Origin of the sequence: Streptomyces zhihengii, from assembly GCF_016919245.1 — a bacterium.
GTDB classification, from domain to species: domain Bacteria; phylum Actinomycetota; class Actinomycetes; order Streptomycetales; family Streptomycetaceae; genus Streptomyces; species Streptomyces zhihengii.
Map to the genome: position 1 here is coordinate 1,356,593 of NZ_JAFEJA010000002.1, position 22,609 is coordinate 1,379,201.

Sequence of the window (22,609 nt, forward strand, 5' to 3'; positions counted from 1 at the left end):
GCAGTTTTTCAATGAGTGCGAATGTGCATCCGGTGAAGACTAAAATGCGCCTATGACAGATGTCCCAGCGACCACCGGCCCGCACCCGACCGCCACCGCAGCCCCGCCCGCCGCCCCGGGGCTGCGCGAGCGGAAGAAGCAGCGGACGCGGGCCACGCTGATCTCCGCAGCGGTGGAACTCATGCACGCCAAGGGGTACGACGAGACGACGGTGGCCGAGATCGCGTCCGCCGCCGAGGTCTCCACCCGCACCTTCTTCGCCTACTTCCCGAGCAAGGAGGACATCCTCTTCGCCGAGACCGGGCAGCGGATCGAGGACGCCGTACGGCGCGTGACGGACCGCCGGCCCGGCGAGGGCCCCGCCGACGCCCTGCTGCGCGCCCTCCTGGAGGCGCTCGACACCAGCACGGCCGCACAGGAGCTGTCCGGCGAGGTCGCCTCCCGCAGGATCCGCCTGGTGCTCTCCACCCCCGCCCTCCAGGCGGGCGCCATGCGCTGCATCACCAGCGCCCAGCGGGACCTCACCGACGCCCTGCTGCGCACCTTCCCGGACGAACTCACCCCGGCCGAGGCGGCCGCCGCCGTCGGCGCCCTCGTCGGCGCCCTGGTCAACACCGCGCTCACGGTCCTGCCCGACGACCCCGCCTCCGGTGAACTGCTCGACGCCATCACCACCGCCGCGACGGTCGCCCTCCGCGGCATCGGCACCCTCGGCGCGCCCCGCCCCGGCCCCGGCGGCCCGTCCGTCTGAACCGCCCCCCACCCCCCGGGCCCGGGCGCGGGGGGACCCCGGGCCCCCGGGGCGGCGGCGCCCCGCGGTCCCCGGGAAAGTCTGGGGGTGTGGCCGGGGGAGATCACCAGGGCAGGACCGTCCGGCACCCGCACAGAATGACGACCGGCGTCCGACGGGCGCCGTACGGCATCAGACAGGCCGCACCACCAACGGGACCACCGGGTCAGCGGGGGCTGAGGGCATGAGGAACGACGAGTCGACGGCGCACGGATCCGGGCCGCGGCCCACGCCGGACCGGCCGGAGACCACCACCGGCCGGCCGGGCACGGCCGCGGCGGAGCCGGCCGCCGCGACGGGCCCCGCCCCGGCCGGCGGCCCCGGGGGACGGGACTCCGCCGGCCGCCCGGGGGCCCGCCGACCGAAGGCGCCCGCCGGACCCGTCGCCCCCGTCGCCGTGATCGGCATGGCCTGCCGGCTGCCCGGCGCCGCGGACCCCGACGAGTTCTGGGACCTGCTCCGCTCCGGCGGCGACGCCGTCCGCGCACTGCCCGAGGGCCGCGGCACCGCGGGGGCCCCCGCCGTCGCCGGCTACCTCGACCGCATCGACGCCTTCGACGCCGGGTTCTTCGGCATCTCGCCCCGCGAGGCCGCCGCCACCGACCCGCAGCAGCGCCTCCTCCTCGAACTCGGCTGGGAGGCCTTGGAGAACGCCGGCACCCTCCCCGCCGCCCTGCGCGGCAGCCGGACGGCCGTGCTGGCCGCCGCCATCTGGGACGACTACGCCGAACTCACCCACGGCGGCGGCCCCGAGGCGCTCACCCACCACTCGTTCACCGGCACCCGGCGGGCGATGCTGGCCAACCGCCTCTCCCACACCCTCGGGCTGAACGGCCCCAGCCTCACCGTCGACACGGGCCAGTCGTCCTCCCTCGTCGCCGTCCACCTCGCCTGCGAACTGCTGCGCGCCGAGGAGGCCACCACCGCACTCGTCGGCGGCGTCAACCTGATCGCCGGCCCCGGCTCGACGGCCGCGTCGGAGCGGATGGGCGCACTGTCCCCCACCGGCCGCTGCCACACCTTCGACGCGCGGGCCGACGGCTACGTCCGCGGCGAGGGCGGCGCCGTCCTCGTCCTCAAGCCCCTCGACCTGGCCCGTGCCGACGGCGACCGGATCCTCGGTGTGATCCGGGGGAGCGCGGTCAACAACGACGGTGACGGCGACGCGCTCGGAGTGCCCCGCCGCGAGACCCAGGAGGACGTCCTGCGGCTCGCCCACCGGCGGGCCGGCACCGACCCGGCCGACGTCCACTACGTCGAACTCCACGGCACCGGGACGCCCGTGGGCGACCCGGTCGAGGCCGCGGCCCTCGGGGCGGCCCTCGGCACCCTGCGGCCCGACGGCGCCCCGCTGGCCGTCGGCAGCGTCAAGACCAACATCGGTCACCTGGAAGGCGCCGCCGGCATCGTCGGCCTGCTCAAGGTGCTGCTGAGCGCCGGCCACCGCGAGCTGCCCCCCACCCTCCACCACACCACCCCCAACCCGCGCATCCCCCTCGACGCCCTGGGCCTCCGCGTCCAGACGGCCCTCACACCCTGGCCCGAGCCCCGGCGCACGCCGGTCGCCGGCGTCTCCTCCTTCGGACTCGGCGGCACCAACTGCCATGTGGTGGTGGAGGGCCCGGGAAGCGACGGGCCCGCCCCCGCCGAGCCGTCCACCGCCACCGGCACCGTGCTGTGGCCGCTCTCGGCGGCCGGACCGGAGGCCCTGCGCGACCAGGCCGCGCGCCTGCGCGACCACCTGGCACGCCACCCGGACGCCGTGCCCGCCGACATCGGCCACTCCCTCGCCACCACCCGCACCGCCTTCCGCCACCGCGCCGTGGTGCGGGGCGAGGACCTCGGCCGGCTCACCGCCGCCGTCACCGCCCTCGCGGACGGCCTCCCCGACCCCGGCATCACCGGCGGCGACGCCCCCACGGGCCCGCCCGCCCCGGTGTTCGTGTTCCCGGGGCAGGGGGCGCAGTGGTCGCGGATGGGGCTGGAACTTGCGGACGCCTTCCCGGTGTTCGCCGCGTCGCTCGACGCGTGTGGGGAGGCGCTGGGGCCGTTCACGGACTGGGATCTGCGCACCGAGCTCGCGGGGGATCTCGCCCGCGTCGATGTGGTGCAGCCGGCGTCGTGGGCGGTGATGGTGTCGCTGGCGCGGCTGTGGGAGTCGTTCGGTGTGACTCCGGCCGCGGTGGTGGGCCATTCGCAGGGCGAGATCGCCGCCGCCGTGATCGCGGGCGCGTTGTCGTTGGAGGACGGTGCGCGGATCGTGGCCGAGCGCAGCCGGGTGATCGGTGAACGGCTGGCGGGGCGGGGCGGTATGGCATCGATTGCCCTGCCCGCGGAGGCCGTGCGCGAGAAGGTCGACGGCTACGGGGACCGCCTCGCGGTCGCGGCCGTCAACGGGCCTTCCTCGACGGTGGTTTCGGGTGAGCCGGTCGCGCTCGACGAGCTGCTGAGCATGCTGGAGGGAGACGGTGTGCGGGTCCGGCGGATCGCGGTGGACTACGCCTCCCACTCCTCCCATGTGGAGTCCATCCGCGACGAGCTGCTGGAGGTGCTGGCCCCGGTCGCGCCCCGCTCGGCCACCGTGCCGTTCTACTCGACGGTGACCGGCGGCCTGATCGACACGGACACGCTGGATGCCGCGTACTGGGTGCGGAACCTGCGCGGGACGGTCGAGTTCGAGGCCACGGTCCGGGCGCTGATCGCCGACGGGCTCACCGCCTTCGTCGAGTGCAGCGCCCACCCCGTCCTCGCCGTCGGGCTCCAGGACTCCGGCGCCACCGCGGTGATCGGGTCGCTGAAGCGGGACGACGGCGGGCGGGACCGCTTCCTCGCCGGGGCGGCCGCCGCCTGGGCGAGCGGTCTGCCCGTGGCGGCGGACGCCCTGTTCCACCGGCCGGGAGCCCGGCGCGGCCCCCTGCCGACCTACGCCTTCCAGCGCGAGAGCCACTGGCTCACCGCCGGGAGCACCACCCCCGTGCCCACCGCCCCTCCCACCGAGCCCCGGCACCCGGACACGCCCTCCGCCGCACCGCTCGCCCACCTCGCGGGCCGGACCCCGCAGCAGCACCGCCGCGGCCTGCTGGAGCTCGTGCGCCGCCACGCCGCCGCCGTCCTCGGCCACACCGACGCCGCGCGCGTCGACGACGAAGCGACCTTCAAGGACGCCGGGTTCGACTCCCACATGACCGTCGAGCTCCAGCAGAGCCTGTCCCGGGCCACCGGTCTGCGGCTGCCCTCCGGGGTGCTGTTCTCCCACCCCACCCCGGCCGCCCTCGCCGACCGGATCCACGAGGACCTGCTCGGGACCGCGGACCGGGACTCCGGCGCGTACGGGCCCGCGACGGCCGCCGACGAGGACGACGACGTGATCGCCGTCGTCGGCATGGCCTGCCGGTTCCCCGGCGGCGTCGCCTCGCCGGAGGACCTCTGGCGCCTCGTCGCCGACGGCACCGACGCCATCGGCCCGTTCCCCGCCGACCGCGGCTGGGACCTCGACGCGCTGTACCACCCCGACCCGGAGCACCCCGGCACCTCGTACGTCCGGCACGGCGGATTCCTCGACGGGGCCGCCGACTTCGACGCCGCGTTCTTCGGCATCTCGCCCCGCGAGGCGAGCACCATGGACCCGCAGCAGCGGCTCCTGCTGGAGACGTCATGGGAGGCCGTCGAGCGCGCGGGCATCGTGCCCGCCGCCCTGCGCGGCACCGGCACCGGGGTCTTCGCCGGCGCCATGGCCATGGAGTACGGCACACGCCTCCACGAGGCACCCGAAGGCTTCGAGGGGCAGATGCTGACCGGGACGGCGGGCAGCGTGCTCTCCGGACGGGTCGCCTACGGGCTCGGCCTGCGCGGTCCCGCCGTCACCGTGGACACAGCCTGCTCGTCCTCCCTGGTCGCCCTGCACCTCGCCGCCCAGGCGCTGCGCCAGGGCGACTGCTCCCTCGCGCTCGCCGGCGGGGTGACGGTCATGCCGCACCCCGGCATGTTCCTGGAGTTCAGCCGGCAGCGCGGTCTGGCGGCGGACGGCCGCTGCAAGGCCTTCGGGTCCGGCGCCGACGGCACCGGATGGGCGGAGGGGGTCGGCGTCGTCGTCCTCGAACGGCTCGCCGACGCCCGCCGCCACGGGCACCGCGTCCTCGCCGTGCTCCGCGGCTCCGCCGTCAACCAGGACGGCGCCAGCAACGGCCTCACCGCGCCCAACGGCGACGCCCAGCAGCAGGTCATCCGGCAGGCGCTGCGCGGCGCCGGGCTCACCCCCGACGACGTGGACGCCGTCGAGGCGCACGGCACCGGCACCACACTCGGCGACCCGATCGAGGCCCAGGCCCTGCTCGCCACGTACGGCGCCGACCGCGACCCCGCGCATCCGCTGCGGCTCGGCTCGCTGAAGTCCAACATCGGGCACGCCCAGGCCGCCGCCGGTGTCGGCGGCGTCATCAAGACGGTCATGGCGCTGCGCCACCGCACACTGCCCAAGACCCTCCACGCCGGTGAGCCGTCTCCCCACGTCGACTGGGACACGGGCGCCGTGTCGCTGCTGACCGAGGCCGAGACCTGGCCCGACCGCGGCCGGCCCCGCCGGGCCGCCGTCTCCTCCTTCGGCATCAGCGGCACCAACGCGCACGTCATCCTGGAGGAGGCCGCGTCGGGCGACGTCCCTGCCGCCGACCGCGCGGGCGACATCCCTGCCCCCGACCGTGCGGAGGCCACCCCTGCCGCCGACCGCGCGGACACCCCCGCCACCCCCCACGGCGCGGACACCCCGGTCGCCTGGGCGCTCTCCGCCCGTACCGCGCCCGCGCTCGCCGCCCAGGCCCGGCGACTGCACACCCGCCTGTCCGGCAAGAGCGCCCCGCACCCGGCCGACGTCGGACTCTCCCTCGCCACCACCCGGTCCGCCCTGGAACACCGGGCCGTCGTGATCGGCGGCGACCGGGACGACCTGCTGCCCGCGCTCGCCGCCCTCGCCGACGGCGCGCCGGCCGGCACGACGGTCACCGGCGCCGCCGCGGGCACCGGAGCCGGGCCTGTGTTCGTCTTCCCCGGCCAGGGTGCCCAGTGGTCCGGCATGGGCCGCGAACTCGCCGCCGCCTACCCCGTGTTCGACGCCGCGCTCGACGCCTGCGCCGAGGCGCTCGCACCCTGGACGGACTGGGACCTGCGGACCGAACTCGCCGGCGACCTGGACCGGGTGGACGTGCTGCAGCCCGCGACCTGGGCCGTGATGGTGTCGCTGGCGCGCCTGTGGGAGTCCTTCGGAGTGACCCCCGCCGCGGTGGTCGGACACTCGCAGGGCGAGATCGCCGCCGCCGTCGTCGCGGGCGCCCTCACCCTGGAGGACGGTGCCCGGATCGTCGCCGAGCGCAGCCGCGTCATCGGCCGGCGCCTCGCCGGGCGCGGCGGCATGGCGTCGGTGGCGCTCCCCGCGGCCACCGTCCGCGCCCGCCTCGCCGAGGTCGGGGAGGGGCTGGAGGTCGCCGCCGTCAACGGCCCCTCCGCCACCGTCGTCTCCGGCGAGCCCGCCGCCCTCGACGCCTTCCTCGCGCTGCTCGAACCGGAGGGCGTCCGCGTCCGCCGCATCGCCGTCGACTACGCCTCGCACTCCTCGCACGTCGACTCCGTGCGCGACGAACTCCTGGAGATCCTCGCCCCGGTGCGCCCCCGCACGCCGGACGTGCCGTTCCACTCGACCGTCACCGGAGAGGTCGTCGCGACCGCCGGCCTGGACGCCGCCTACTGGGTGCGCAACCTGCGGCACACCGTCGAGTTCACCACCGCCGTCGAAGGGCTCGCCGCCGAAGGGCACGGCCTGTTCGTCGAGATGAGCCCGCACCCCGTGCTCACCATGGCCGTCGCGGAGACCGCGGACGGCTCCCTCACGGCCGTCGGCTCCCTGCGCCGCGACGACGGCGGACCCCGCCGCTTCCTCACCTCGCTCGCCGAGGCCCATGTCCGCGGCGCCGTCGTCGACTGGCGTCCCGCCTTCCCCGGCGCCGCCGTGGTGGATCTGCCCACCTACGCCTTCCAGCACCGGCGCCACTGGCTCGACGGCGCCACCGCCCGCCCCGCGGCCGGCGACCACCCGCTCGCCGCGACCGTCGAACGCCTCGCGGACGGCGACGGGGCCCTGCTCACCGGACTCCTCTCGCGCGCCACCGCGCCCTGGATCCCCGACCACGCCGTCACCGGCGACGTCCTGCTGCCCGGCACCGCCTTCGTCGAACTGCTGCTGCGCGCCGGTGAACAGGTCGGCTGCGCCCGGCTGGAGGACCTCACGCTCCACGCCGCCCTGCCGCTGCCCGGCAACGGCTCCCCGGTGCGCCTCCAGATCGCCGTGCGCGAGCCCCGGGAGGGCACCGGCGCCCGCCCCTTCACCGTGCACACCCGTCCGGCGGACGGCGCCCCGGACATCCCGTGGACCTGCCACGCGACCGGCACCCTCGCGCCCTCCCGCACCGCCGCCCCGGCCCCCGTCCCGGACCTCACCACCTGGCCGCCCCCGGGCGCGGAGCCGGTCGCCCTGGAGAAGCTCTACACCGAACTCGCCTCCCTCGGCTACGAGTACGGCCCCTCCTTCCGCGGGCTCACCGCCGCCTGGCGACGCGACGACGCCGTCTACGCCGAGGTCGCCCTGCCCGACGCCCGGCACGCCGAGGCGCACGCCTACGGGGTGCACCCGGCGCTGCTCGACGCCGCTCTGCACGCCGCGCTCCTCGACCGCCTCGACGCGGGCGCCGCCCGCCCCGCGCTGCCCTTCGCCTGGTCCGGCGTCGAACTCCACGCCACCGGCGCCACCGCGGCCCGGGTGCGCATCGTCCCGGCCGGTCCCGGGACCGACGGCGACACCGGGACCGCCACCGTCGCCGTGACCGTGGCCGACGCGAGCGGCCGGCCGCTCGCCGACGTGGAGGCCCTGGTCCTGCGCGAGGCGCCCGCCGCCGCCGGCCCGGCGGACACCGTCCCGGAGGGCCTGTACCGGGTCGCCTGGGTGCCCGCCCCGGACACCGGGGCCGACACCGGCTCCGTCGACTGGTGCCTCTACGGCGACGAACTCCCCGACCCCCTCCCGCCAACCGTCGTCGCACGCGTCACGGCCACGGACGACGTGGCCGCCGCCGTCGGCCACACGCTGCGCACCGTGCGCGCGTGGCTCGCCGACGAGCGGTCCGCCCGCTCGACCCTCGTCTTCGCCGTGCACGGCGACAGCCCGGCCGAAGCCGCCGTCGCCGGATTCGTCCGCTCCGCACGGACCGAGCACCCGGGGCGCTTCGCCCTCGTCCACCTGCCCGCCGGATCCTCCGACGCGGACGCCGCCGCGGCGGCCGGGGACGAACCGGAGGTGCGGACGGGCACCGGAAGCCGGACCGTCCCGCGGCTCGCCCGCCCCGCGGACCGTGTCCTCGCCGCGCCCGCCGAAGGGCCCTGGCGGCTGGGTGTCACCGCCGAGGGGGCCCTCGACCGGCTCGCCCTGCTGCCCGCGCCCGCCGCGGCCCGGCCGCTGGAGCCGGGCCGGGTACGGGTGCGGATGGCGGCCGCCGGCCTCAACTTCCGCGACGTGGTGGTCTGTCTGGGCATGGTGCCCGGGCTGGAGGGCATCGGCGTGGAGGGCGCCGGCACGGTGGTCGAGACCGGACCGGGCGTCACCCGGTTCGCGGTCGGCGACCGGGTGATGGGGCTGCTGCCCGACGCCATGGCGCCCCTGGCCGTCGCCGACGCCCGCACCCTGGCGCACGTCCCCGACGGCTGGACCCTGCGCCAGGCGGCGTCCGCCCCCGTCGTCTTCCTCACCGCCTGGCTCGGCCTCGTCGAAGGCGCCGGACTCGGACCGGGCGACCGGGTCCTCGTCCACACCGCCACCGGCGGGCTGGGCCTCGCCGCCCTCCAGCTCGCCCGTCGCGCGGGAGCCGAGGTCTTCGCCACCGCCGGCCCCGGCAAGCACGCCTTCCTGCGCGAACTCGGCCTCGACGACGCGCACATCGGCTCCAGCCGGGACCTCTCCTTCCGCGAGCACTTCCTCGCCACGACGGACGGCGCCGGGATGGACGTCGTCATGAACACCCTCAGCGGCGAGTTCACCGACGCCTCCCTCGGCCTCCTCCCGCGCGGCGGCCGGTTCGTCGAGATGGGCAAGACGGACGTCCGCGACCCCGAGGCCGTCGCCGCCGCCCACCCGGGCGTCCGTTACCTCTACTTCGACCTGCTCGCCGAGGAGCCCGACCGGATCCACCAGGGGCTCACCCGGCTCGCCGGCCCCTTCGCCGACGGCGAGGTGCGCCTCCCGCTCATCGGCAGCCGGGACATCCGGCACGCGCCCGAGGCCTTCGAGACCCTCCGCGGCGCCACCCACCTCGGCAAGATCGTCCTCACCCTGCCGCACAGCTGGGACCCCGACCGGACCGTCCTCGTCACCGGCGGCACCGGCACCCTGGGCAGCCTCGTCGCCCGCCACCTCGTCACCCGGCACGGCGTCCGCCACCTGCTCCTCACCAGCAGGCGCGGCCCCGAGGCCGACGGCGCCGCCGCCCTCGCCGCCGAACTGGGCGAACTCGGCGCCCGCGCCGACGTCGTCGCCTGCGACGCCGCCGACCGCGACGCGCTCACCGCACTGCTCGCCGGCATCCCCGCCGACCGGCCGCTCGGCGCCGTCGTGCACACCGCGGGACTCCTCGACGACGCCACCGTGGAGGCCATGACGCCCCCGCAGGTGGAACGGGTCCTGCGCGCCAAGGTCCGCTCCGCCGAACTGCTCGACGAGCTGACCGCCGGCACCGACCTCGACGCGTTCGTGCTCTTCTCCTCCGTCGCCGGAGTGCTCGGCACGGCGGGACAGGCCAACTACGCGGCCGCCAACGCCGCGCTGGACGCCCTCGCCGCCCGCCGCAGGCGCCGGGGCCGCGCGGCCGTGTCCCTCGCGTGGGGCCTGTGGGAGCAGTCGAGCGGCATGACCGGGCACCTCGACGGCCAGGACGTCGGACGGCTCTCGCGGACCGGCGTCGCGCCCCTCGCGTCGGCCGACGGACTCGCCCTGTTCGACGCGGCCCTCGCCGCCGACGAACCCTGTGCCGTCGCCGCCCGGCTCGACATCGCCGCCCTGCGGGAGCAGAGCGCCGACGCACTGCCCGCCGTCCTGCGCACGCTGGCCGGCACCGGCCGCCGCCGTGCCGCCGCCCCGTCCCCGGCCGTGGGCGCCGACGACGCGAGCCTCGCCAGGCGGCTCGCCGGCGCGGCCCCCGAGGAGCGCCGCCACGCGCTGCTCGAACTGGTCCGCACCCAGGCGGCGACGGTGCTGCGCCTGACCGACGCCGACGAGGTGGAGGAGGACCGGCCCTTCCGCGAGGTCGGATTCGACTCCCTCACCGCCGTGGAGCTGCGCAACCGCATCAACTCCGCCACCGGCCTCGGGCTGCCGAGCACGGTCATCTTCCGGCACCCCACACCCGAACGGCTGGCCGACCGGCTGCTGACCGAGCTCTTCCCGCAGCCGGACACCCCCGATGCCGCCGCGGCCGTCCTCGCCGACATCGAACGGCTGCGCACCGCCGTCGCCGCGGTCGCGGGCGAGGACCGGGGCGCGGTGGCCGAGCGGCTGCGCCTGCTGCTGACGGAGGTCGGCGGCGCCGACGACCTGCTGCGGTCCGGCGGGCACGACGACCTGGCCGCCGCCGCGGACGACGACGAGATCTTCGCCCTGATCGACAAGGAGCTGGAGGGCGAGTGACGGCCCGGCCCCCGCGTCGCCCGGTCCCCGTCCGGCTCCGTCAGCCGGCCGGGGGCTGGGCGACGCGCTGGAGGTAGGCGTCCCGGGACGGGATCAGGTGGGCCCGGCAGGTCTCGGCGAGCAGCGCGGTGTCGGCGTCCTCCAGGGCCCTGATCATCGTCCAGTGCTCCTGCTGCGAACGGCGCTGGAACTGCGGTGAGGTCGCGGTGACGGACCGGATGGCGTGGGTCATCTGCGCGTGCCGCGCGATGTCGCCTACCAGGGCCTCGTTGTCCGAGAGGGCGAACAGGGCCCGGTGGAACGCGGTGTTGGCGCGCACCACGCCGCGCAGGTCCCCCGCGTCGATCGCCTTGTCGTGCTCCCGCTGGACGGCGACGAGCTCCTCCAGCGCGCGCGGGGGAGCGGGCAGGCCGATCGTCCGGGCGCAGTGCACCTCCAGCAGCTCGCGCACCGCGTAGATGTCGTGCACCTCCTTCGCCGTGTACGCGCGGACGAAGGCGCCGACGTTCGGCCTGCGCACGGCGAGCCCGCGCGTCTCCAGCTCCTTCAGGGCGCTGCGGACGACATGCCTCTTCGCCGCGTAACGCTCCATCAGTTCGTCCTCCACCAGGCGCTCGCGCGGGTAGCGCAGGCCCAGGACGATCTCCTCCTCCAGCAGGTCGGTCACCTCGCCGCTGGAGGCCGCCCTGGGATCCGGTGCGTGCTCGGCTGTCACGGAACCTGGCTCTCCTTCGCGTCACGGTGCCGGAGGGCCCATCTTCGCACGCCCCTTGCCCCGTCCCGGAGGCTGTGATTCCATGCCCCGACCTACTTTCGATGAGATTATCAATAATCTGGAGGCAAGGGTGACGGCCGAGGACACGCCGGCGGCGGGACTGCGCGGCAACCTGGTCAGCTACGGCGACGACGAGTTCGCGCTGTTCCTGCGCAAGGCGTTCATCAAGGGCGCCGGATACACCGACGACGTGCTGGACCGGCCCGTGGTGGGGATCGTGAACACGGGCAGCGGGTTCAACCCCTGCCACGGCAATATGCCCCAGCTGATCGAGGCCGTGAAGCGCGGGGTCATGCTCGACGGCGGATTCCCGGTGGAGTTCCCGACCATCTCGCTGCACGAGTCCTTCTCCCACCCGACCAGCATGTTCCTGCGGAACCTGATGGCCATGGACACCGAGGAGATGATCCGCGCGCTGCCGGTCGACGCCGTGGTGCTCATCGGCGGCTGCGACAAGACCGTCCCCGCCCAGCTCATGGGCGCCGCCTCGGCGGGCAAGCCGGCCGTCCAGCTCGTGACCGGGTCGATGCTCACGGGCTCCTACCGCGGCCGGACGGTCGGAGCCTGCACCGACTGCCGTGCGTTCTGGGGGCGTTTTCGCGCGGGCGAGCTCGACGAGAGCGAGATCGGCGACGTCAACGGCCGCCTGGTCGGCAGCGTCGGCACCTGCTCGGTCGCCGGCACCGCCAGCACCATGGCCTGCGTGGCCGAGGCCGCCGGGATCGCACTGCCCGGCAGCGCCACCCCGCCCGCCGTGACCGCCGACCGCATGCGGATCGCCGAGCGGACGGGCCGCCGCGCGGTCGCCCTGACCCGCGACGGGCTGACGGTCGACCGGATCCTCACCCCCGCGGCCTTCGAGAACGCGCTGCGCGTGGTGCTCGCACTCGGCGGCTCCACCAACGCCCTGGTGCACCTGGCCGCCGTCGCCGGACGGCTCGGCTACCGCATGGACCTCGACGCCTTCGACCGGATGAGCCGCCAGACGCCAGTGCTGGTCGACCTCAAACCGGCCGGCGAGCACTACATGGAGGACCTCCACCGGGCGGGCGGCGTCCCCCGCCTCCTGCACGAGCTGCGCGACCTGCTCGACCTGGACGCGCTGACGGTCACCGGACGCACCCTGGGCGAGGAACTCGACGACGCCCCGGCCCCGTTCGAGCAGGACGTGATCCGCCCGCTGGGCTCGCCGATCCACCCCGGCAGCGGACTCGCCGTCCTGCGCGGCAACCTCGCACCGGGCGGCGCGCTGATCAAGCAGGCCGCGGCCAGTCCCCGTCTCGTCGAACACCGGGGCCGGGCCGTGGTCTTCGAGGACGCGGCCGACCTGGCCCGCCGGATCGACGACGAGGACCTCGACGTCACGGCCGACGACATCCTGGTCCTGAAGAACATCGGACCGCTCGGCGCCCCCGGCATGCCCGAGGCCGGATACATCCCGATCCCCAGGAAGCTCGCCCGCCAGGGCGTCAAGGACATGGTCCGCATCTCCGACGGACGCATGTCCGGCACCGCCGCCGGCACCATCGTGCTGCACGTGTCACCCGAGGCCGCGCTCGGCGGCACCCTCGCCCATGTGCGCAACGGCGACACGATCCGCCTGAGCGTCTCGGAGCGGACGCTGCACCTCGACGTCGGGGACGACGAACTCGCCGAGCGCGCACGGCTCTCCCCGGTGTCCGCACCGCCCACGCCCGCCCGCGGATACGCCCGCCTGTTCACCGAACAGGTCACCCAGGCCGAGGAGGGCGTCGACTTCCGCTTCCTCCAGGCCGAGACCTTCCGCGGATCCGTTCCCCGCACCCGCTGACCCGGACCGGCCCCGCAGCCACCGGCCCCGCGCCCGCACCCGTTCTCCCCTCCACCGAGCCGCATCAACGGAGATGACATGGCCAGTTCGACGTGGACACTGACAGCCGCGGCAGCGGCGATCGCCCTCCTCCTGCTGTTGGTGATCAAGTTCAAGATGCAGGGAGTTCCTCGCCCTCCTCGTGACCACCCTCGCCTTCGGACTCGCCGTCGGCACCAGCCCCCTCGCCCTGATCGACCTGGTCGTCGAGGAGATGGGCGGATCACTGGGCCAACTCGCCCTGGTGATCAGTCTCGGCGCGGTCTTCGGCACCGTGCTCCAGCAGGCGGGCGCGGCGGAGCGCATCGCGACGACGCTGGCCGGCAAGTTCTCCGACCGGAACATCGCCTGGGGCCTCGCCGCGGCCGGCTTCCTGGTGTCGATCTCGGTCTACATCGACGTCGCCATCGTCATCCTGGTGCCGATGCTCTACGGCATCGCCCAGCGCACCGGCAAGTCGCTGCTGTACTACGGCATCCCCCTGTGCGCCGGCCTGAGCTGCGCCTACACCTTCATGCCGCCGTCGCCCGGACCGCTGGCCGCCGCCGGGATCATGGACGCCGACCTCGGCCTCGTCATCCTCTTCGGCATCCTGTGCGGCATCCCCGCGGTCGTCGTCGGCGGACCGCTGTTCGGCCGGCTGATCGCCCGGCGCATCTTCGTCCCCGTGCCCGCCCACCTCCAGGTCGCGGGCGTCACCGGCGGCGGCAGCGGCACGACCGGGGGCGAGGTGACCGAGGACGGTGCGGGCGAGGGCGGTACGGGCCGGGACGACGGCGGCCCCGGCCACGCCGGGAAGCCGGAGGAGAGGGTGCTGCCCGGCTTCGGCGCCGTCGTCGGCGCCCTGCTGCTTCCCCTGACCCTGATCGTGCTCGGCACCGTCGGCGACAAGGCCCTCGGCGAGGACTCGGCATGGGGCACGGCCCTCGCCTTCGTCGGCCACCCGGTCATCGCGCTGCTGCTCACCTGCCTCTACACGCTGTGGTTCTTCGGCCTGCGCCGCGGTGCCACCACGGCGGAGCTGCGCGAACTCGCCGGCTCGGCGCTCGGCCCCGCGGGCCAGATCATCCTGATCACGGGGGCCGGCGGCGCCTTCGGCGGTGTGCTCGTCGAATCGGGACTGGGCACGGTCCTCGCCGAGTCGATGAAGGACGCGGGCATCCCCCTGGCCGTCTTCGGCTTCCTCACCGCGTCGGTCATGCGCATCTGCCAGGGCTCCGGAATGATCGCCATGATCACCGGCGCCACCTTCAGCGCACCGCTGGCCCACGCCATGAACGCCGGCTCGGCCCAGATCGCCCTGACCACGATCGCGATCGCCTGCGGGGGAGCGGCGTTCTCCCACGTCAACGACTCCGGCTTCTGGATGGCCAACCGCTACTTCGGCATGTCGGTGGCGGACACGCTCAAGTCCTGGACGGTCATGAAGACGGCCGTCGGCTGCACCGGCTTCGCCACGGTCCTTCTCGTGGGAGTCTTCGTCAACTGACCGTCGACCGACGGTAGGCCGCCCCTCGGCCACCCGTCGGCTGCGCCTCGCCCGCCCGGTCGCCGGGCAGTCGCGGACACGACGCCGACAGGCCGCCCCGGGTGACCGCCGGGGTCCGCCGGGCGACCGGGCACGCGCCGGCCCCGGCGTGGCCCGTCACTCGTCGGTGTCGTCGCCCTCGTCGTCCGCGCCCTCGTCCACCCGGTGGGGCACCAGGGCGATCGCCGCGTCGGCGAAGTGGAGGGTCGCGTGGGCGACATGCCCCAGATAGCGGCTGCGGGGCCGGGCGCGGCGGCCGACGACCAGGAGCTGGGCCGCGGCCGCGAGGGTCACCAGCATCTCCGACGCGGGACCGAGTTCGACGTGTTCCACCACGGTCACCTGCGGATAGCGCCTGCGCCACGGTTCCAGCAGCGTCGCCAGATCGTGGCGGTGCACCTCCTCCAGACCGCCCAGTTCGTCCGACCGCCCGAGCAGCCCGGGCTCGTAGGTGAACAGGGTGGGCAGGTTCCAGGCACGGGCCGCGCGCAGCGGGGCCCCGCGTGCGGCGGCGGTCCGGAAGGCGAAGTCCAGGACGCCTTCGGCCTCCTCCGCCTGGGGCACACCGGCGACGATCTCGCCGTCCTGCGGGCGGCGGCTCGCCGTGCCGCCGCGGATCATGACCACCGGGCAGGCGGCCCGGCCGAGGACGCGCAGCCCGACCGACCCGAGCAGGAAGCCCGTCACCGGGCCCGGCCTGCGGGAGCCGAGCACGAGCATCAGGGCGCCTTGGCCGCGCTCGACGAGCAGGTCCGCCTCCGGCTGCGCCACCACCTCGCCGCTCACCTCGACGTCGGCGAAGTGTTCGCGCACCCACGCCAGCGAGTCGTCCAGCAGCCGCCGCGCGGCCCGGCGCTCGTCCTCGATGTCGCCCGAGAGCATCCTGTTGTAGCCGAACTGCGGGACGTGGCCGTGCAGCAGCACCATCGGCGCATCGAGCCGCCGGGCCTCCCCGGCGGCCCAGCCGGCCGCGATCAGGCTGTCGGACGTGCCGTCCACTCCGACGACGACGGGCTGTCGCACACCGTCCCCCTGTCTCGTGGGATCCATGACGCCCGGGCCGGCGGCCCCGTCACCCTTCCAGGGTGCGCAGCAAACAGGGCGCCTGCCACCCGTGCTGCCCGGTGCCCGGCGCCGTGCGCTCCGTGACGGGCGTCAGCCTCCGTAGACCGGTTCCGACTCGTGCAGGGTGTCCGCCAGGTCGCGGGCGAAGGCGCGCGCCTCGTCGGGGGTGAGGGAGGCGGTGGTGACGCGGACGGCCGGCGGGGAGGCGATGCGGAAGCGGGTCCCGGCCGCCGTCCACCAGCCGCGGGTGCGCAGGCCGTTGACGGTGGCCGACTCGTCCCGGACGGGGACCCACACATTGAGGCCGCTCACCCCGCGGGAGCCGACGCCGTGCCGCGCGAGCTCGGCGCGCAGCGCCTCACGGCGGACGGTGTAGGTCTCGGCCGCCCGGCTCACCAGACGTGTCGTGGCGGGATCGGTGAGCAGGTCCGCGACGGTGCTCTGGAGGATGTGGCTCACCCACCCCGAGGTCAGCAGCATCCGCCCGTCGTGGCGCGCGAGGGTGGCGGGGTCGCAGGCCAGGGCCGCCCAGCGCAGGTCGATGCCCAGGTGCTTCGAGACGGTGCGCACCTGGGCCCAGCGGGGGAGCCCGCCGGAGGCCAGCGTCACGGCGGGCGCGCCGGAGATCTCGGCGTTGTGGTCGTCCTCCACCACCAGGACGTCGGGGTGGTCGCGCAGGACCCCGAGCAGCGCCTCCCGGCGCGCGGGGGTGAAGCGGGCGCCGAGCGGGCTCTGGCCGCGCGGGCTGCACACCAGCGCCCGCGCCCCGGCGCGCAGCGCCGAGCGCAGGCCCTCGGGGCGCATGCCCTCGTCGTCGACCTCGACGGGCAGCATCCGCATCCCGAGCGCCGGGACGAGGTCGAGCAGATGGTGGAAGCCGGGATCCTCCACGGCCACGGCGTCGCCGGGCCGCAGCCCGGTGGCGAGCAGCCGTCCGATGCAGTCGAGGGCGCCGTGGGCGAAGGTCACGGCCTCGGCGGGCACACCGTCGCGGGCGAACCAGGCGCGGGCGGCCTCCTCCAGCGCGGGCAGGCGGGGCGCGGCGCGGTGCGAGCCGGGCACGGGCTCCAGCCGGGCCGGGGGGCGCAGCACCGGGAGGCAGGCCGGGTCGGGATGGCCTCCCGCCAGATCCCGCAGCCCGGCGGGCACCTTCGGGGGTCGCCGGGAGGCGACGGCGGGCGCGGCCGCGACGACCGTGCCGCCGCGCCCCAGCGTCCGGACCACCCCGCGGTCGCGCAGTTCCTTGTAGGCGGCCGCGACCGTGCCGGCGCTGACGCCCAGCTCCCCGGCCAGCCGGCGCACGGGGGGCAGGGCGGCGCCGGGCCCGAGCGCGCCGGCGCTCACACCGTTCTCGACGGAGGCCGCGATCTCCCTGGCCGTTCCGCCGGTGATCCCATATTGTTCTGCCACAGAAGCAAGTCTGTACCGATACAAAAGATCTGTCAACGTCCGGCGCGACCGCCGGGCGTGGAGGGGGGACGGATGCAGCCGAAGCAGGGCCGCACACCGCTCGTACGGCGTATCGCCACGGCGATACCCGGGGGCCGGGACGGCAGACGGATGCTGCTGGTCGCCGTCGTCGACAAGATCGGCACCGGACTGTGGGCCGGCGCCTCGACCCTGTACTTCGTCTACGTCGCGCATCTGTCGATCGGTCAGATCGGCACCCTGATGGGAGTCGCGGGCGTCCTCGGCATCGCCGGCCCCCCGCTGGCGGGCCGGCTGGCCGACCGCTTCCCCGTGACACGCCTGCTGGTCGTCGCCCAGCTCGCCCGGGGCGCGGCCCTCGCGGCCCTGCTGACCACCCACGACTTCCTGCCGCTGATGCTGTACTCGGCACTGGGCGCCCTGCCCGACCGCGCCTCCAGCGTGCTCACCAAACTGTTCGCGGCACGCGTCGCCGGACCGCGGCGCGTGCGCTACCAGGCGATCCAGCGCACGGCGGTCAACATCGGATGGGCCGTCGGCGGAGCCGGCGCCGCGGCCGTCCTCACCGTCGGCACCGCCACCGCCTACCAGGTACTGCTCCTCGGCAACGTCGCGTCCTACCTCGCCGTCGCCGCGATCACCCTCACCTGCGCCGAACCCACCGCGCCCGGCCTGGTCGTGACCACCTCCGGCACCGCCCCGGACGCGCCCGTACGGCCGGCCACACCGTGGCGCGACCGCCGGTACCTGGGATTCACCGCGACGGAGGTCTGGCTGTTCCTCGACGACAGCGTGCTCCAGGTCGGCTTCCCGCTCTGGATCGTCCACGCCACCGAGGCCCCCGTCGGCCTCGCGCCCCTGATCCTGGTCCTGAACAGCGTCATGGTGGTCGCACTCCAGGTGCCGCTGTCCCGCTTCGCCGGGACGACCGCAGAGGCCCGCCGCCTGCTCCTGCCGCTCGGCGCCGCCTTCCTCGCCGGCGGCGTGGCGCTCGCCGCCTCGACACGGGGCGGCCCGTGGTTCGCGACCAGCGCCGTCCTCCTCGCGGGCGCCGCCTTCACCCTGGCCGAGATCCTGCACTCGCTGACCTCCTGGGAACTCTCCGTCGCCCTCGCCCCCGCCGAAGCGCAGGGCGCCTACGTCGGCGTGCACGGCCTCGCCCAGTCCGCCCAGCGCAGCCTCGGCCCGCTCGTGGTCGGGGCCGCCGTCACCGCCGGCGCGGCGGCCTGGCCGCTCCTCGGCGCGACACTCCTCACGGCCTGCCTCGTCCAGCACCGCCTGGTCCGGCCGCGCGAGCCGGTCCGGCCGGTATCCGGAAAACGAAGCCTCGGGGCTCCTCAGGTGTGACGTGGTGTCACGGGGCAGAAGCCGAGGGCGGGGGACAGGAGAGGCGGGGGAGCGAAAGGGGCCGTGACCGTATGAGACAGCGTGCGCACGAGTCGGCGACCGTCGGTGTGCGGAGTGACGACGGCGGCGGGGTACGGCTGGTGCTGGCGGGCGAGTTCGACGTCGCGACCGCCCCTCTGGTGGGCGACGCCCTGCGGGAGGTCCCGGTCGCCGTCCGGCGGGTGGTGGTCGACTGCCGCGCCGTAGCCTTCGCCGACTGCGCGCTGCTGAGGGTGCTGCTTCCCGCCCGGACGTCCCTGGTCCTGCTGGGGCCGCTGCCCTCGGTGATGAACCGGATGCTCGTGCACTCCGGGACGCGGAAGCTGTTCACGATAGTCGACGACACGGCACCGGGCGGCCGGCTGCCGCCGGGCCCGTGCCTCAGCGGGGGAGCGTCCAGATGACGAGGTGGTAGTCGAACGTCTCCAGCAGCCGGTCACCGCGCGGGTCGAACGAGAGCCCCTGCGGGACGGTGCCGTTCGCCATGGCGTCCCGGAGATAGCCGTCCGGGGTGTCCGAGGGCCGCTCGAAGGTGGCGAGGGCTTCCCAGCCGCCGGTGGACCAGACCTGCACCCTCCCGCCCTCCTCCGTGGCGGCCAGCCGCCTGCCGTCGGGACTGAACTCCACGGCGAAGGCGGTCCGGCTGCTGAAGGCGAGCCGCTCGGTGACCCTGCGGGTGTCCGTGCGCAGGATGCTGACTCCCTCCGGGGTGGCCGCCGCCAGCAGACTGCCGTCCGGTGACACGGCGAGATCGGTGATGGAGTCCACCGGCTCCCGCACGGTGGCGGTGACCCTTCGCCGCCCGAGGTCCCAGAAGCGCAGCTTGCCGAGGTTGTTGCAGTGCACGAGGGTGCGTCCGTCACGGCCGAAGGCCAGTGCGCCGATGTAGTCCTCGGCCTTGTACTCCGCCTCGGGGTCGGCGGAGTCCGTCATCCGCGCGATCCTGCGGCGCGAGGGGACGTCCCACACCACGACGGTGCGGTCCGCCCCGTAGGCGAGGGTGCGCCCGTCCGGGCTGAAGGCGAGACAGTCCGCGACCGTCGTCTCCACCTGGGCGCTGTCGCCGCGCAGCGTCGCCGCGACCTTCCGGGAGGCCACGTCCCACAAGGTGACCGCAGCGTGGTCGTCCACCACCGCCAGCAGCGATCCGTCCGGGCTGAACCGCAGGTCCCCGACCCCCGACTCGGCCGCGCTCGCTTCGTTCCGGAGCGTGGCCAGCACCTCCAGGGTGGAGCTGTCGCGCAGTTCGACGAAGCCGTCCCGGTCGCCGACCGCGAGGAACCGGCCGTCCTTGCCGAAGCGCCCGGCGCTCAGCATGGTGCCCGACTCGGCGGAGGCCAGGGCGTTGGACGTCCGTTCGTAGGAGGGGGACGGGGAGGGCGAGGGGGAGGCGCTCGCGGACGGGGACGGTGACTTCGACGAGGAGCCGGCGCCCGACGCCCCGCGGCCGGAGCCCCCGCTCCCGCGGTCCAGGACCAGCGGCACGGCGACCGCGGCTGCGGCCCCGCCCACCCCCAGGGCGCCGAACAGCAGCGTCCGCCTGCTGGGTCGCCCGCCCGGGGTGGTGCCGTCCACGGCACCGGGGTCGCCCGCCCCGCGCGCCCCCTGCTCGCCCGGGGTGCCGACGGGGCTGCCCGAGACGCCTGCCTCGCCGGGGGCATCGGCGCCGCCCGCCGCCCGACCGCCTGAGCCGGCCGGGTTTCTCGCCCCGTCCGAGGGGGCGCCGCCCGTGCCGGCTGTCGCACCCCTGGCGCCCGCGCCACCGGGGGCGCCCGTGCCCGATGCGCCTTCCCGAGGCCGCCGCTCCGAGGGGACCGCGGTCGCCGTCGGCAGGTCGGCGAAGGAGCCGCCCACCGGGGTGTCGCTCCCGGACGGGGCCGTGCGGGAGGTGTCCGCGCCCGGTGGGGTGCGCACCACCGCCAGCGTGCCGGACTCCGTGACCAGCGTGCTCTCGTCCTCCCGCAGGCCCAGCACGCGCAGCACGTCCGCGTGCTGGGCGTCGATCAGGTCGTGCACGGCGGCGGGCCAGGGCCGCACCGCGGGCGCGATCCGGCCTACGGCCTCCAGGATCGCGGCCGGGCCGGGGCGCAGCGCGGGATCCTTGGCCAGGCAGCGAGAGACCAGACCGCGCAGCGCTCCGGGCAGCAGGCCGGGGTCAGGCTCGATGTGGACGACGTTTTGACATCCTCTCCGTCCTAAAGAACTCCGTTCCCAACGGAGTCCTAAGGGGCGGAGATTCCCGTCTGCCTGCCGGTGGTCACCGGCTGGGGCTTCGGGTGGGTTCCTGTTTCTTCGCGCTGCGCCGGGATGTGTCCCGGTCTTACCCGCGCTCCGCAGGCAGTGACCGCCAGTCCGGCGGCCTTGGCGACGTTGACCGCCGCGTTGATGTCCCGGTCCAGGACGGTCCCGCAGGCCCCGCACATCCACACCCGGACGTTGAGGGGCTTGGGGCCGTCCTTGACGCCGCAGGCCGAGCAGACCTGAGACGTGGGCTCGAACCGTTTGATGCGGTGGAAGGCGCGCCCGTACAGGGCGGCCTTGTACGCCAGCATCGTAGTGAACGCCGACCATCCGGCGTCGTGAACGGACTTCGCGAGACGCGTTCGGGCAAGCCCCTTGACCGCCAGGTCCTCCACTGCGACCGCTTGGTTCTCGCGGATCAACTTGGTGGAGAGCTGGTGGTGGAACTCGCGCCGCGCATCGGCGGTCCGTGCGTGGGCGCGGGCAACCCTGATCCGGGCCTTCGCCCGGTTGTTACTGCCTTTCGCCTTCCGGCTCAGATTCCGCTGTGCCTTCTTCAGCTTCTTCTCGGCCCGGCGCAAAAAGCGCGGGGAGTCGATCTTCGTGCCGTCGGAGAGGATCGCGAAGTGGGTCAGGCCCAGGTCGATCCCGACCGCTGCGTCCGTGGCGGGCAGCGCCTCGGGCTCGGTCTCGACCACGAACGAGGCGAAGTACCGGCCCGCGCTGTCCTTGATGACGGTCACCGTGGACGGGACTGACGGCAACGACCTGGACCACTTCACGGACACGTCGCCGACCTTCGGAAGCCGGAGCTTTCCGCCGGCCGTGATCTTCCACCCGGCGTTCGCGGTGAAGCGGATCGCCTGACGGGTGTCCTTGCGGGACTTGAACCGGGGCGCACCCACGCGCGGGCGCTTGCCCTTGAGGCCGTCGAAGAAGTTCCTGTAGGCCGTGTCCAGGTCCCTCAGGGACTGCTGCAACACAACCGAGGACACCTCGCCGAGCCATGCCCGCTCAGAGGTCTTCTTCGAAGCGGTGAGCTGCTTGGACAGCTCGCCAGAGGCAACGAACGGCAGCCCAGCGGCACGGGCGGTCTCACGGACGCGAAGCGCGTCGTTGAAGACCACCCGAGCACACCCGAACGCCCGGGCTAACGCTGTGCGTTGCCCGGCGCTCGGGTACACGCGGAAGCTGTACCGAAGCTGCATGTTGATCAACCATATCCGCTGGTGCACTACCCACAAGACCCAGCTCTCGAAGCTGGTCAACTCGCTCCAGGGTGTCTCGGCCCGGATGCAGCGCACGAAGCACGACAGCCACCTGCGCCGGTGCCTGTGGGGCGGACACTTCCAGTGCGGCTCGTCTTCGCCGGGAGCTGCGGCGGCCCACCGCCGACCGTGGTCAAGCAGTACATCGACAACCAGAAGCAGCCTGCCTGACTGTCACCCCGGAAACGCAGAGAACTCCGGCACTACGCGCCTCCCGGTAAAAGATCGTCCTCACCCCCGCCCTGAAGGGCGGAGCACTGACCAAGATCAGAGGTAGAGGCGTTCCTTGAGCCAGTCGAGCGAGTCCGACGCCGTCGGCACCGCGCCGCCCGCGGGGGCGGCCGGGCTGTGCGCCGGGAGGTGGCGCCGCCGGGGGTCCTCGCTGTCGTCCTGGCCCATGTGCGCAGCCGAGGCAGCCCGGTGACCATCCTGACGGTGTGTCAGCGCGTGTCGTGGGCCCGCCGCTGACCGGCGGCCGGCGTTGTCGGACCCCTGTCCTAGGGTGACGCCCATGACGCAGACCGAGGTGCGCGCGGGTGATCCGGCCGGCTTCCGGAGCGC

General features: G+C 74.9%; 11 protein-coding genes and 1 pseudogene. 6 read left to right on the forward strand and 6 right to left on the reverse strand.

Annotated elements, in window-relative coordinates; all coding sequences use genetic code 11:
* The first annotated feature begins 52 nt into the window (after positions 1 to 52).
* The gene (locus JE024_RS33460) at positions 53 to 751 is read left to right on the forward strand and encodes a TetR family transcriptional regulator (protein WP_205377629.1); all 699 of its coding nucleotides are present in this window, start codon (positions 53 to 55) and stop codon (positions 749 to 751) included.
* A 223-nt stretch (positions 752 to 974) separates the two neighbouring features.
* Positions 975 to 10,508 carry a type I polyketide synthase gene (locus JE024_RS33465; protein ID WP_244883346.1) on the forward strand — a complete coding sequence of 3,178 codons (9,534 nt, stop codon included), beginning with the start codon at positions 975 to 977 and terminating at the stop codon, positions 10,506 to 10,508.
* Positions 10,509 to 10,548: 40 nt separating this feature from the next.
* On the opposite strand, the gene JE024_RS33470 is transcribed toward JE024_RS33465, so the two are convergent.
* Positions 10,549 to 11,223, reverse strand: a complete 675-nt coding sequence (locus JE024_RS33470) for a GntR family transcriptional regulator (protein ID WP_205377630.1) — start codon at positions 11,221 to 11,223, stop codon at positions 10,549 to 10,551.
* Positions 11,224 to 11,353: 130 nt separating this feature from the next.
* Here JE024_RS33470 and JE024_RS33475 point away from each other — a divergent pair, with 130 nt between their 5' ends.
* Positions 11,354 to 13,093, forward strand: coding sequence for an IlvD/Edd family dehydratase (locus JE024_RS33475; RefSeq protein WP_205377631.1), 1,740 nt, complete (start codon positions 11,354 to 11,356; stop codon positions 13,091 to 13,093).
* Positions 13,094 to 13,259: 166 nt separating this feature from the next.
* Positions 13,260 to 14,621 (forward strand): annotated as a pseudogene (locus JE024_RS33480) (GntP family permease); the annotation flags it as partial.
* A gap of 156 nt (positions 14,622 to 14,777) precedes the next feature.
* Here the strand turns inward: JE024_RS33480 and JE024_RS33485 are convergent.
* Both JE024_RS33485 and JE024_RS33490 read right to left on the reverse strand, forming a co-directional pair.
* Positions 14,778 to 15,683 (reverse strand): universal stress protein, encoded by a 906-nt coding sequence (locus JE024_RS33485; RefSeq protein ID WP_205377633.1) that lies wholly within the window; start codon positions 15,681 to 15,683, stop codon positions 14,778 to 14,780.
* Positions 15,684 to 15,815: 132 nt separating this feature from the next.
* Positions 15,816 to 17,135, reverse strand: a complete 1,320-nt coding sequence (locus tag JE024_RS33490) for an aminotransferase class I/II-fold pyridoxal phosphate-dependent enzyme (protein WP_205377634.1) — start codon at positions 17,133 to 17,135, stop codon at positions 15,816 to 15,818.
* Between the two features lie 72 nt (positions 17,136 to 17,207).
* Here JE024_RS33490 and JE024_RS33495 point away from each other — a divergent pair, with 72 nt between their 5' ends.
* Together JE024_RS33495 and JE024_RS33500 are read left to right on the forward strand one after the other, a co-directional pair.
* The gene (locus JE024_RS33495; protein WP_205377635.1) at positions 17,208 to 18,500 is read left to right on the forward strand and encodes an MFS transporter; all 1,293 of its coding nucleotides are present in this window, start codon (positions 17,208 to 17,210) and stop codon (positions 18,498 to 18,500) included.
* Between the two features lie 71 nt (positions 18,501 to 18,571).
* Complete coding sequence (locus JE024_RS33500; protein ID WP_205377636.1) at positions 18,572 to 18,943, forward strand: STAS domain-containing protein; 372 nt, start codon at positions 18,572 to 18,574, stop codon at positions 18,941 to 18,943.
* Here the strand turns inward: JE024_RS33500 and JE024_RS33505 are convergent.
* The 3 genes from JE024_RS33505 to JE024_RS41985 all read right to left on the reverse strand — a co-directional run bounded on the left by JE024_RS33505 (position 18,921) and on the right by JE024_RS41985 (position 22,447).
* On the reverse strand, positions 18,921 to 20,576 hold the full coding sequence (locus JE024_RS33505) for a WD40 repeat domain-containing protein (RefSeq protein WP_205377637.1): 1,656 nt from the start codon (positions 20,574 to 20,576) through the stop codon (positions 18,921 to 18,923). The two genes, JE024_RS33500 and JE024_RS33505, sit on opposite strands and share 23 nt — an antisense overlap.
* Before the next feature lie 185 nt (positions 20,577 to 20,761).
* Complete coding sequence (locus tag JE024_RS33510) at positions 20,762 to 21,988, reverse strand: RNA-guided endonuclease InsQ/TnpB family protein (RefSeq protein WP_205378491.1); 1,227 nt, start codon at positions 21,986 to 21,988, stop codon at positions 20,762 to 20,764.
* A 327-nt stretch (positions 21,989 to 22,315) separates the two neighbouring features.
* Complete coding sequence (locus JE024_RS41985; protein WP_280521581.1) at positions 22,316 to 22,447, reverse strand: hypothetical protein; 132 nt, start codon at positions 22,445 to 22,447, stop codon at positions 22,316 to 22,318.
* Between the last annotated feature and the right edge of the window lie 162 nt (positions 22,448 to 22,609).

Bases quoted from the DNA above. Each gene is read 5' to 3' on its own strand.
- JE024_RS33460 (WP_205377629.1), top strand. From the start codon at position 53: ATGACAGATGTCCCAGCGACCACCGGCCCGCACCCGACCGCCACCGCA.
- JE024_RS33465 (WP_244883346.1), top strand. From the start codon at position 975: ATGAGGAACGACGAGTCGACGGCGCACGGATCCGGGCCGCGGCCCACG.
- JE024_RS33495 (WP_205377635.1), top strand. From the start codon at position 17,208: ATGCAGCCGAAGCAGGGCCGCACACCGCTCGTACGGCGTATCGCCACG.
- JE024_RS33500 (WP_205377636.1), top strand. From the start codon at position 18,572: ATGAGACAGCGTGCGCACGAGTCGGCGACCGTCGGTGTGCGGAGTGAC.
- JE024_RS33510 (WP_205378491.1), bottom strand. From the start codon at position 21,988: ATGCAGCTTCGGTACAGCTTCCGCGTGTACCCGAGCGCCGGGCAACGC.
- JE024_RS41985 (WP_280521581.1), bottom strand. From the start codon at position 22,447: ATGGGCCAGGACGACAGCGAGGACCCCCGGCGGCGCCACCTCCCGGCG.